Here is a 12,352-nt window from a genome sequence, read left to right on the forward strand (position 1 = left end):
TAGATCTAAAAAACTGAGCATAAGCCGACATGGAGGGAGCCCATGTCAATACTGCAAAAGATCCATGAGTGGTCTCAAAAGTTGCCCGCGTGGCAGCAAGACGCCATCGCTCGGCTTTACGCCGACAGGCAACTTGGACAAGCCGAGGTGGAGCAGTGCTACGCCCTGCTCAAAGCGACCCACGGCATTCCAGACCCCAAGAACACCATTCCTATCAAGTTAGCGCCGGAGCAGATCGCGGCGCCAGCGGTCGTCGACCGGTTGGTGCAGATCACGGCGATCAAAGACCTGGTGAGCGTGAATGCCCTGGCGGAGGGCCAACGCCTTGCGATCCATCCAACTGGACTCACCATCGTTTACGGCGAAAACGGGGCGGGGAAGTCCGGCTACTCGCGCGTCTTGAAGAAGGCGTGCCGCGCGCGCGATCAGCGCGAACCACTGCTGCCGGACGCGCGCAAGACGGGCAAGGCGGCACCCGCGCGCGCGACGTTCGACATGATCGTCGACGGCGTAGTTGTTGAGGGCGCGTGGGCCGCGGACAAAGGCGGGCCGGCGGAGCTTAGCGACATCGCCATCTTCGACGCTCACTGCGCGCGCGCCTACGTGGACAACCAGGGCGACTTCGCATATGCCCCCTACGGCCTCGACATTCTTGAAGGCCTAGTCAAGCTTTGCAACGGACTGAGGGCAATGTCGGTCAAGGAGCGAACCGCTCTCGCGCCCAACATTGAGCTTTTTGCTGCGTTGGGCAAGACGCCTACCAAGGTCGGCGCGCTCGTGTCCAAGCTGTCGTCGCTGACCAAGCCCGAGGACATCGAGGCTCTCGGCACGCTCTCGCAGGACGAGGTCTCGCGCAAGGAAGTCTTGGAAAAGACGCTCGCCGAGGCCGACCCAAGGCAAAAGGCCCAAGACCTGCGCACGCGAGCGGGACTTTTCTCCGGCGTCGCCGACCGCATCGCCAAGGCCTCAGCTGCGGTGTCCGCGGACGCCTTGGCTAAGCTGAAGGCCTTGGTGGAAAAATCCAACGCCGCCAAAGAAGTCGCGCGCCAAGCGGCGGACAACTTTGCGAAGACCCCCGGAATGCTGCCAGGAACCGGTGGAGAACTATGGAAGGAGCTTTTTGAGAAGGCTCGCGCGTTCGTTGTGGAGTCTCATCCTGGCCATACCCTGCAGGCGCTCCCACCTGGCGAACAATGCCCACTTTGCCAGAATCCACTGGGCGATCAGGGTTCCGCGCGGCTGGCCGCCTTCGATGCCCTCATCCAGCAAGAAGCAGCCAAAGCATTCAAAGCGGCGCGCCAAGCCGCAGCCGCGGCTTTCGAGGCGCTGCGAGATGCCTCGATGGATCTAGATCTGATCGGCACGATCCCTAAGCAGTTGGAGGCCGCCGCCGCTGATCTTGGCGCCGCCTGCGAGGCGATGGCTGATGCCCTTATCAAGCGCCAAGGTGCTGCGGTGGCTGCAGCGGGCGGCGGATCGTGGGACGCGATCCCAGCGCTTCCTAAGGACCCCAGCCCGGTTCTCTCTGCGATCGCTGGCAAGCTTGCTGCGGAAGCCAAGGCACTTGAAGAGGCTTCCGACCAGAAGGCGCGCGCGGCTCTCGCCGTTGAGCTTGCTGAGCTGACGGCGCGCGAACGACTCTTGGAGTTGAAAACCCACGCCCTGGATTGCGTTGAGAAATTCGTTCTGATTGACAAGCATCGCAAATGCGAGGAGGACACCGGCACCACGGCGATTTCGCGTCAGTCCACGACGCTATCCACGACCATGGCGACGCAGGAGGTCGCCGATGCGCTGAACGAGGAGCTCAAGAACCTCAACGTGCATGAGCTCCAAATCGTCATGAAGCCTGAATCGCCTGGGGGGAGGACAACCTTCAAACTGGCTTTGCAGCTACCTGGTGGAGGGGCGCCCTCTGCGATCCTGAGTGAAGGCGAGCAGCGCGCCATTGCTATCGCGTCATTTCTGGCCGAGGTTCGACTGGGCAAAGGCCGAGGAGGCATTGTCTTTGACGACCCCGTGTCGTCCTTGGACCATCGCCGGCGTTGGGAGGTGGCGCGGCGTCTGGCCGAAGAAGCCAAGACGCGGCAGGTGATTGTCTTCACTCATGACATCTACTTCCTCTGTATCCTTCAACAAGAAGCCGAGGGCGCCGGCGTCGAGCCTACGACTCAATGCATTCACCGCACCGCTCAGGGCTTTGGCGTCCAGACTGACCGGCTGCCATTCGACACGTTGGCCACTTCCAAGCGGGTGAAGGCGTTGCGCGACAAGCATCAGCGGGTGGCCGCCCTGCATAAGGCGGGCGAGGAGGAACTAGCCACCTTGGCGACCCGGGACGCTTACTCCCACCTGCGCGAGGGATGGGAACGCGGCGTCGAAGAGGTTTTGTTCCAGAACGTGGTGGTGCGATTCCGCGAAGGTGTTTCAACGCAGGCGTTGAAGGGGGTGACGGTCGACGACGACGACTACAAAGCCATCGACGCGGGCATGACGAAGAGCTCAAAGTTCGCGGGCCACGACCCGGCGCACGCTGCCCACCTACCCAGGCCCCATCCCGATGAACTGCTTCAAGACATCGAGGCACTCGAAGCGTGGAGGAAAAAGACGGATGATCGATCCAAGACGACAATGGTTGGACGGAAATGAATTCCCAAATGCGTCGACAAATGGGACCGGCTAGGCGGTTGAATTTGGCGGATCTTCCCCAGCGAGGAAAAGAATGTCCGGCTCAACAGCCGTCCATTCGCTCTCCAATGGCATAGTGGCCCTGCGCGCGCTAATGGCCGCTGTCAGTCAGGCCGAGGACCTCTGACTACGGTTTGGCCCCGCCCGACTGGGCAGAAATGGGCGCCGTCGGCGCCGGGCGCAGCAAGTGAGGCAGGCAAGCTTCGAATGGTTTTTGTATTTTCGCCATCGCGTTTTGCAACTCCGGGTTCCCCGTGATATTTGCCATCGCCATGCCGGCCATGGTCTGCAACGCGTTCGAGTAGCGAACCAAGCGATCCAAGAGCTCTGGTGGGTAGCCGTCGTTGTGCAAGCGGATCGACGGTTGACCCGCATGGACGAACGCGTTGAGCGTCGACAACACGATAGTTCTGAATTCTTCGAAGGCCTCACGCATGCCCGGCGGGCCTTTTCCTCTCATCGCCTTAATCATCCCAGACGCCATCGGCAGGCTGGACGCAGCCTCCTCCGCGTCCTTGGTCAGCGGAGCCATCAACGCATCGACCTCCTCTTCGGTCGCCGCATACAACGCCCAGTGCGCGCGCGTCACCGCTTCGAATTGGACTCGCAGGACCGCTGCGGCTGTGGAGTCGAAGTTAGACGTAACCAGAGCGCGCAAGGCCTGGCCGTGCTCCATCGCGAGCTGGCACGCTTCAAAGCAGGCGACAAACTTCGGCTCATCGGACGCCAAGTCGAATTCCTCCGGGTCGAGCAGCGCCCAGATCGCCTGTTCGAGCTCGTCAGACAGGGCGAGGGTTTTGAGCAAGTTAGGCTCAGTCGAGCCAGGCGAGCTGAGGACGTCTTCGGGATTCCAGGTCATGGCGTGAGCATATCCCGCCGTTTGCCGGGGCGCACGTCTTCTCGATGGAGAAGTTAGGTTTCACTTTTCCGCTTTGCCGCAAGGTCGTCGGGCGACATTGCCTTAGTTTGAATGTAGCCGAGTAGATAGCGGGCCAGGATTCCAGTGGCCTCGTGAGCGCACTCAAGTACCTCGATCCAACTGAATGCCGGATAGTGCGTATCTGTTTTGCTTATCTGAAATGAGACCTCCCGAGTCTCTTCGTTGATGGATGTGATGCTGCTGGTTACATGACTGCCAGAGAAATGGACGTACCCTGAAAGGTTCTCGTACACGGCTGGCAGCCAAGGATGCTCGGGTGACAACAGTTCAACGAGCCGAGCATCGGTAAGACGTTGATTCTCGCGATCTTTGAGTTTGTCGATGCGTGCTCCGCCGTGGACAGCAGAGGCGAAGTCGTGTGGCTTATCCACGAACCACGCAGCAGCGAAGCGAAGCGCTGTATCGATATGGACCCGAAGTAGTGATCTGGCAGAGAGAAGATTGAACTCTTCAACCAGCAGGATGATTGCTGACGACGTGCTTAAATTTCTCTTTAAGGCAGCATATGCCAGTAAATCCAGAGGGAAGAAATGTGCTCCCGGAGTACCAAAAAGCTTCGTGCCAATCTGAAGTATGTCCAGCTCATCAGCTCGAAGAATCTTGATTTGCTTCAGTACTTCGCTGGTGTGCTGTGCGCTGGCTTCCATGACGCCTAACGTGAAAATGACCGGGCCCCCAACACATGCGGCGGATTCGCAGCCTGCTGTTGTAGATCCGTGTCGGTTGACATGTTATGCCTCATACGCTGCCAACAGCGCCGCCCTTGAGGAAGGCCTCAAGTGACTGGCTTCCATACCCGTTGCTGAAACCGGGTTTGCTGTACGGACTGTACCTGCTGTATTTCGAATACTTGCTGTACTTGGAGTACTTTGAGGGAGATGAATAGACGGAGTAAGGGCATCTCGCTGCGATGGAACCCGCACGTAGTCCATGAACGTCGTACATCACGCCGTCTACAAACCATCCAAGATGCTGACCGTTCCAGCCGTAGACATGCTCACCATTCAAATAGGCGATGGCATGCCCACTCCACAGATATATCGAGTGCTCTTCGTCGCCAGCAATGTAGGCCACCGGGTGCCCGGTGCCGTCATACAGTGTCACTTCCATGGCGATCTCCTAAATGAGGCATAACGTGAAGATGACCAAACCACCACCCTTTGCAAATACTCTTAAGTCAATGTGAGAGGGCGATGTACGCAGAACGATTTGTTCTTTACTTGCTCCGTCCTACCGGCATCTTGTTCCGGAAATCTTCCAGTTCAAGTTTTATCCGAGCATTTTCGCTCTTCAATTTCTGAATGTCTTCGGTCTGAGCAGCTCGCTTCTTGCGAGCGAGCTTAGACTGTGCGCGCGAAGCGTACCCCAAGAACTGCGTCTTGTCTCGGTGCCCCATCTTCATCGCCATGACATCAGCAATGCTCGAAGTGCTGGTATCTAAACCCGCCTCTTTACGCATTTCAGTTTCCAACTCAACTTCTTCTGCCGCAAACTTTGATCGGAACACGTGGATGGCAGAACCTTTGCGCGCTCCGGTCAACCGCATTGCAGCAGATACAGTTTTCGTGATGGATCGATCAGCAAGAGGTGAACCATCTCGACTGGACAAGAAAAGTCTGTTCTTATGCCTATTGGGTGAAATCTTCTTGCGTAAAATGAATTCGCTTAAATGAGATTCACTGAAATCACAAATTCGCTGAGCAAGCCACGTTGGCACTACAAAGGTATTTGCATATCCGAACTTTTGACTCTTCGGCCGCACGTGAAATTCACTCTCTCCCACTACGTCAATAGCGGCTTGTTGAAATTGAGTGGACATTAAGGAGCTGATTGATCCACGTCGCAAACCCATGACAGATGCGATATCCACAATCAAGCAATTCCTATGCGCTATATATGGGTCATAGGTATTTGAGAAGAAAATTTCATGGAGCTTATCTACCGTCTCCTCGGTGGGAATATCCTGAGAAACATGGTGCATAGAGCCGTTCGGGATGATCTTGTATTCCAATGGATATGTGCAACTACTTCTGATATTCCATCTCGCTTGCGGGGTGGTCCTGGTTATACGGGAACCTTCAAGCACAACCACGGAACTCGACACCGCACATCGATCCCCCACCGTACCATCCCTGATAAACCCCTCGGCCTGTAGCCAGTGAAGCCACTTATATATGCGACGTAACTTCACGTTGACAGTGGCTTTAGCGCTTTCTTCATCTCCGCGGTAGGAAGGGCTTTTCAGCACCTTGTCCAAAGCCTGATCTCTAAAAAGTCGGATTACCTCATTGTTTACATCTGCGACAGGCGTGTTGGTCGCAGACAGGTATCCCCAAAAGAGGCGCAAATGATCCATCTCATTGCTAACTGTTGTGCTAACAAGCTGCGCCTGGGACATTGCAGCGGAGTAGTTGCTCAACGGCTTGACGACGCATCGTTGCGTCAAGTCGTAAACGAGCACCTCTACCGAATCTCCACAATCCACAACGCTCTTTTTAAACCTTTCCATTATTTACACCCCGCAGTGGAGTGATCTTTCGAGCGGCAGCTATTAATACAGCTTTCTCCCGCTCTAGTTGCGCAACCGCTTCGGTCAGCCCTGAGATCCGAGATTGGCTTTCCTTCTCAAGCGACCTCATTTTGGATTGCAGGCCCTCATATTTTGCGTTGGACCGAATAGTCTGCCGGCGCTCCATGACAAGTTCACGTTCCGCAATCTGACGAATGACTAAGTGCAACCTAATGTCGCTTTTTAGCCTCGCAACCACTTCGCTTCTGTCTCGAGGCTTTTTCTTTGTACTTTCCGTCGCCGATTTTATTAATTGGAGCAACTGGTCAAGCGATACAAAAAGCTCCGGATGCTTCTTGAGAGTGGCTTGTGCATTAGTGCCGAAAGGTTCGACATAACCAAAATTCACAGGGAGCTTTGAAGAAGTCCATGCGTTGAACTGCCTTGGGGTATGGGGAAGAGAGCTCCTCTCAACCGTACTTTCTTCAAGAGCGCTCTTCAAAGCGCGAATTTTGTTGACGATATTTGTTTTTGCCGCATCGGCGTTGGCATAAGCCACCTTCGGCTTATTTCCCATCAAGGTTGAGGACGCAGCTCCTCTTACCCCGTCAGAACTTTTCTTCGCCATTACAAATCACCTCCCAGGCGCATCTTGCTTAAGTAAATGATTCGTCTCAGGTTGGCTATTTCGTTGACTTTAGCCATGCCCAAGACAGTTGATGCGGCGGTCGTTCCAACCTCAGTCTCTAGAAAGGAAAGGTCTTCTTGAAGACCGCGTACATGTCCTAGCGTGCGATCGTGAAAGGAGCAAGCATCGCAAAGAGCGGGAGATGCATCTTCTTTTCGAAGTCTCAGCTCGTCGGAAGAATAGCAGCGTGCAAGTCCATTAACACCAGGCGAGTTGCAGTCTCCGTGCTTGTAAGGCGAGGACCTATGACCACGAGCTACCAGCGCATCCTGAAGCTTGCAAATTTGCTGATCTAACTCAAGTCGTTGATAGGAAATACTGCGGGACATTTTGCTGTGAAAACGCCTGACGAGCTTCGCATACCCGCCGGAGAACGATTTCGCGCTTCCAACTATCTCCGCAATAAGCTGGCGGAGTTTTTCCAGCCCCACAGCAGCTACTTCTTCCGAAATTTCACGGAAATGCTCTTGTTGAGCTTTCTGAGCCAACGCTGGGGCAATAGACCACATTGAAGCGCCTGTCCGGTGTAGTGCCGTCGCCTCGGCATCATGGATATAGTGCAGCGTGCACAGCGTATCCCGATGGCCCATCTGTTGCGAGAGCGCTTGCAGCGTACCCAAGGAAAAGCGATAGTGAAAGTGCAGTGCATATGCGCGCCGAAACATGTGCGCGCGTGGAAGAACGTTCCAATCCTCTTCCCTCACATCCACAAAAAACGCCCGTGCCATTCCTCCCTTATTGGTTGAAAATTCATACCAACTCGGGATTCCCTGTTTGTTTGAGAAGCTAGGATAGAAGAATAGTTTTCTGTCCCGATAGCTGGCTTCTGGAATTCTTTTCCCACCACACAGCTCATGATATTCCCAAGCAATCTCTGATACTTCCTCAAGAAGTGAAATCGCCCGCATGGTAATGTTATTTATCAGGAACGGAACATAGTCTTTCGTAGTTTTTTCTATGTAGAACAGGCATTCATACAGCCCTAACTCACGATCAAGCACAGTCATGCTAGTAGTATGGAGACCAACAGCTTTTCCACCGATCTCATCCTTTCGCCTAGCATTCATGATCGCAATAATGGCAAAGCATGAGGTTTGCAACTTGTTAATCAGCTGACTCACAGATGCTCCGTCCCCTTTCGGAACCGAATACGTAGTCAGCTTGATTCCAAGTAGAGCGTCTAACTCCCGAGCTTCCTTGCAGTTGAGTAAAACCTTAGCCTGCTTTCGCCACTTTTCGGCGACTGAGCGGCTTGCATGCGGTGCACATTCTCTGCAAAGGTTTTTTAGCATTTGAATCGCAATTGGGCCGTACTCTAAGACCCAACGAAATGCCTCTGTGAGAATGGCCGAGACTGACTCAGGGCTCATGCTGGGAGTTCTCTGAGCCGGGCGGCTTGTAGCGCTAGGGTTCGTTCCCGCGAATTTATAGGATCCAGAAGTGTCGATGTGGCTCCAGCCGTAAGGCGGTGAAAGCTCACTGACAATCGCAAGATGCGTAAGGATGCCTTGTAGCGTGCTGGATGAAAACGTTTTTTCTACGGTAGCTGAACCGTTAAGGTCTTGATCGCCATTCATGCTTTTCGCAACTAGGACAGCACGAAGAATCGTTGCACTGGCACTCAATCTTGTGTTCGTGCCGATGGTCTTAAGGAACGAGGCTGAAAGACCCCAGTTTTTTTCTTGGCCACGCGCCTTTTTCAAAGAAAGGAAGGCCGAAATCTGCGTCGCCGTTAGGTTCTTGACTGCGCTGAAGGATCGAGCCTCTAAATCCAAGGCTTCGTCCCACAACCCTATTGCGAGCTTCTGTTTGAGTTCATCCCAATGAAATTGACTCCAATCAGAAAGATCATACAAACCAATTAACCAGCTGTACTCGAAGAGCTTGACCAGAGCCCGAACAATGTGTGAGCATTGATCATGAATCGACTTTGAGCGCTCGTTTCGGATCAGATAGGTGTCAATTGCCATGACGATAGTCATGCAAAATTTGGGTCTTTGCGTTAATTGAATAGTTTGGCTGTTAAATGGGGAGGGGGGAAGACAAAAGCAACTGAGGTCAAATGACTTCCACGGCTCTTGATCTCGCTCCACGTAAGTCTTTTTTACCTTGAGAACCCAAGTTTCGCTCACCTTAAGTGCAGCGCTTAGAGGTAAGTAGGTTCCTGGCGAAATTGTCTCTTGCAGAGCCACCGGTTGGTTGGCCACGGAGATGGCAGCGGCCCTCATTCGGATTCCTTCAAGAGGTGCCGATATGGTCCATTTTTTAACGCTCCAAACAAACCAATATTGAATAGCATCGCCGGCAGTTGATATGCCTCAAATGCTTGAGGGTTTGCATTGAGCAGTCGTTCCCAATTCTTCTCGAAGTATCTCTTTGTCTTTGCAACCTCTTCAATCCGCAGCAAGTCAATAACAATCTGCCGGTTTGAGCACCCTCCCTCAGAATGGCACCGTTTAGCTTTGCAAATTCCGAACTCCATCCAATCGGCTTTAGGTGGGGCCTTCATGTCGGCGCAAGACGAGCCGTCACCTATGGGAACTCTTTTCAACCGTGCGGCGGAATCTGAAAACTCGTAAGTGATAGACGTTTCCCATCGACGCTGAAACTCCAAATTTACGGCAGAGTTGACCCGCTGCAAGAGTATTTTGTCTATGTATCCTCCCGTGGTTGCGATGGACTTATGCCCCGCTGAGTGCATAGCCGCAAACACACCTCCTTTTTCCAAACTCTCCAAGCCGAGCATCTGATTCCTCACCTCCTCATGGCTGAATTGAGCCAACTTGTACTGTTCCTGGAATTTCCGCAAAGCAGCACTCCAGCCAACAATTGGTTTGAGTTTTTTCCTGCGAGTGTCGCCGCAACTAAGCCACAGGGAATCCTCATTAGAGTTAACCCAGCCCCGTGCCTTTAATGCCTCCAGTCTCCCTTTCAAAACCGAAATAGCCAATGCGATCTCAACATCAACTTTTTCCACGAAGGAAACCGGTGTTTCTTCAAAAACTTTCCATTTACGCGACTGAATTTCATACGGAGCAACAGTCGAGCGAATATCCCGATTATTCAAGTCCAGGACAGAACTGATATTCCACGCTGTATGAATTTGAATTAGCAAGGTGCAAGCCACCAAGACTTCAACCGGTGGCGAAATTTCTATACGCATGGCAGCTCGAAATGTCGTTTTTTTAAGCGCGATTCTCTCGAGAAAGTTATCTGCTATGGCTTTGCAATAAGGATAGCCACCGCGACCTAACTCGATTGGATGTCTCAGATTCGAATCAATGAGCAGGTATAGGGTGATCAAGTCGATCTTCTCAGCCTCAGTGAAATTCGGTTGAAGCTTGTGATTGCTAAGGTGGCGAATTTTTGCTCTAAGCGCCTCTTCAACCTCTGTATCAATGATTCTTTGTCTGCATATTCGGAGACGTTCGCAAGATGCAAGATAACGTGTCAGCACATCCATGCATACGCGCTTGATCTCATCGACATCCCTCCTCATTTTTTCGCGTGTTTGATTTTTGAGATCTACCGCATCAGTGTGCTCAATTGCACCAATCGGTAGGCTGTTCTCTTGATGCTCCGAAACACTTGTGAGATCACTAATTAGCTGTCGTCCCCCAATAACTATCGGCAATACGGTCCTATAAGAGGATTTATTCTTTAAGCGCTGATCGTCGCTATGTTCAGAAAAGTAGGCTTTTAAAAATTTACGCAACTCACTGGACGTTCTTGACGCGACTTGAGGTTTCTCTGCATAGACTTCAGATAGTTGTTGCTCCATTTCTGAGAAGAAGCGAATCATCTTTTCGAGGCTGAGAGCCTTTACTGGCGCGTCGCAGATCGCGCCCCACCACACATTCGAGTCCAGAAGCAATATTCCGGCACTTATGAGGTTCCACTTAGTTTTACCAATTGGTCGCAAGCTAGCTTTTTCCGCCAACGCCTCGAAGGCAGGCGCAAGCCAAGCAGCTGTCTTTTCTGACAATTTGTCGTATGGCACTTCAAATGTCTTCAAATAAGTAGTCTTATGAACTTTCGCACTGGTTTTAATAAGTGTTTTCATTTGCCTTGTTCGAGAAAGGTAACTAACTTCTAACCATTATTGGGGAAGTGCTACTCTTTTCATGCCTGATGCTACACAGTGGAACACGGTGAATCTGGCACCTGCCGACCTTCCCAAGGATTCCGGCCGGTTCGACCTGCCTATCGCGCTCGGAATCCTGGCGGCCAGCGGCCAGATCGACGCCCGCAAACTGGAAGGCTATGAGTTCGCCGGCGAGTTGTCGCTGGGCGGCGACTTGCGACCCATTCGGGGAGCGCTTGCCATGAGCCTCGCCCTGGTGCGCCCGGCACGGCTTGCCGCCGAGAAACTGCCGAAGCTGGTTCTGCCAGAGGCCAGTGCCCAGGAAGCAGCGCTGGTCCCCGGCGCCGAAATCTTTCAGGCGCACCATTTGCTCGATGTGGTGAGGCAATTTTTGCCGGGCGACACCCCGATTGAAGCAGGGGAAGGCTGGTCCCGTGTCAAGCCGATCGTGCCTTCGGGGCAGTCCCCGTATCCTGATCTGGCCGACGTCAAAGGCCAGGCGGCGGCCCGGCGCGCCCTGGAAATTGCCGCGACCGGCGGGCACAGCGTACTGATGATGGGCGCCCCAGGCTCCGGAAAATCCATGCTGGCGCAGCGCTTTGCGGGCCTCTTGCCGGCCATGACTACCGAAGAAGCGCTGGAAAGCGCAGCGGTGGCGTCATTGGGCGGCCGGTTCACGCTGGACAAATGGGCGATACGCCCCACCTGCGCGCCGCACCACACGGCCAGCGCCGTTGCGCTTGTCGGCGGTGGTTCCCCGCCGCGGCCTGGTGAAATTTCCCTGGCGCATCGCGGCATCCTGTTTCTGGATGAACTCCCGGAGTTTCCGCGGGCAGCCCTGGAAGCCCTGCGTGAACCGCTGGAGTCCGGCACCATCACCATTTCGCGAGCCGCCCAGCGCGCCGAGTTCCCGGCGCGCTTTCAGCTGGTCGCAGCGATGAACCCTTGCCCCTGCGGTTACCTCGGCTCGAGCTTGCGGGCTTGCCGTTGTTCGCCCGAACAGGTGTCGCGTTACCAGGGCAAGCTCAGCGGCCCGCTGCTGGACCGCATCGACCTGCATGTTGAGGTGGGTGCGCTCGCAGCCGATGAACTGGTCAACGCGCCACCGGGCGAGGCCACCGCCGTTATCAGGGCCCGGGTTGCCACGGCACGTGATCGCGCTATTGCCCGGCAGGGCACCACCAACCAGGCACTGGAAGGCCAGGCCATTGATGCGCAATGCCAGCTCGATGACGCGGCCGCGAAATTCCTGAACACCGCAGCAGCGCGATTGGGGTGGTCAGGCCGCAGCATCCATCGCTGCCTGAAAGTGGCCAGGACAATTGCCGACCTCGCAGGCGCGCAGGCCGTCCAGGTCGTCCATGTCGCGGAAGCCGTGCAATACCGCCGGGCGCTCAAGGCAGCCCATTGACCGCCGCCGCACAACCGCTCGAAGGCCTGTTA

The 12,352-nt window shown here is 54.4% G+C and carries 9 protein-coding genes; 2 read left to right on the forward strand and 7 right to left on the reverse strand.

What is annotated here, in order from left to right; genetic code table 11:
- Positions 1-42: 42 nt before the first annotated feature.
- Positions 43-2,649, forward strand: a complete 2,607-nt coding sequence (locus AC1D11_RS20260) for an AAA family ATPase (protein ID WP_477650027.1) — start codon at positions 43-45, stop codon at positions 2,647-2,649.
- A gap of 166 nt (positions 2,650-2,815) precedes the next feature.
- Here AC1D11_RS20260 and AC1D11_RS20265 read toward each other — a convergent pair whose 3' ends face one another.
- The 7 genes from AC1D11_RS20265 to AC1D11_RS20295 all read right to left on the reverse strand — a co-directional run bounded on the left by AC1D11_RS20265 (position 2,816) and on the right by AC1D11_RS20295 (position 10,888).
- Positions 2,816-3,493 carry a DUF6988 family protein gene (locus tag AC1D11_RS20265; protein WP_477651294.1) on the reverse strand — a complete coding sequence of 226 codons (678 nt, stop codon included), beginning with the start codon at positions 3,491-3,493 and terminating at the stop codon, positions 2,816-2,818.
- Between the two features lie 107 nt (positions 3,494-3,600).
- On the reverse strand, positions 3,601-4,275 hold the full coding sequence (locus tag AC1D11_RS20270; protein ID WP_477651293.1) for a hypothetical protein: 675 nt from the start codon (positions 4,273-4,275) through the stop codon (positions 3,601-3,603).
- A gap of 91 nt (positions 4,276-4,366) precedes the next feature.
- Positions 4,367-4,738 carry a 4-fold beta flower protein gene (locus AC1D11_RS20275; protein WP_477651292.1) on the reverse strand — a complete coding sequence of 124 codons (372 nt, stop codon included), beginning with the start codon at positions 4,736-4,738 and terminating at the stop codon, positions 4,367-4,369.
- Positions 4,739-4,844: 106 nt separating this feature from the next.
- Positions 4,845-5,984: a hypothetical protein gene (locus AC1D11_RS20280; protein WP_477651482.1), complete on the reverse strand. Its 1,140-nt coding sequence runs from the start codon at positions 5,982-5,984 to the stop codon at positions 4,845-4,847.
- A gap of 139 nt (positions 5,985-6,123) precedes the next feature.
- The gene (locus AC1D11_RS20285) at positions 6,124-6,765 is read right to left on the reverse strand and encodes a hypothetical protein (protein ID WP_477651483.1); all 642 of its coding nucleotides are present in this window, start codon (positions 6,763-6,765) and stop codon (positions 6,124-6,126) included.
- Positions 6,765-9,053: a hypothetical protein gene (locus AC1D11_RS20290; RefSeq protein ID WP_477651484.1), complete on the reverse strand. Its 2,289-nt coding sequence runs from the start codon at positions 9,051-9,053 to the stop codon at positions 6,765-6,767. The genes AC1D11_RS20285 and AC1D11_RS20290 overlap by 1 nt, the downstream gene beginning before the upstream one ends.
- Complete coding sequence (locus tag AC1D11_RS20295; RefSeq protein ID WP_477646915.1) at positions 9,050-10,888, reverse strand: hypothetical protein; 1,839 nt, start codon at positions 10,886-10,888, stop codon at positions 9,050-9,052. The genes AC1D11_RS20290 and AC1D11_RS20295 overlap by 4 nt, the downstream gene beginning before the upstream one ends.
- Positions 10,889-10,949: 61 nt before the next feature.
- Between AC1D11_RS20295 and AC1D11_RS20300 the strand changes: the two genes are divergently transcribed.
- Positions 10,950-12,320, forward strand: coding sequence for a YifB family Mg chelatase-like AAA ATPase (locus tag AC1D11_RS20300; protein ID WP_477646916.1), 1,371 nt, complete (start codon positions 10,950-10,952; stop codon positions 12,318-12,320).
- Positions 12,321-12,352 lie beyond the last annotated feature (32 nt).

Source organism: Polaromonas sp. P1_E11 (genome assembly GCF_056405995.1).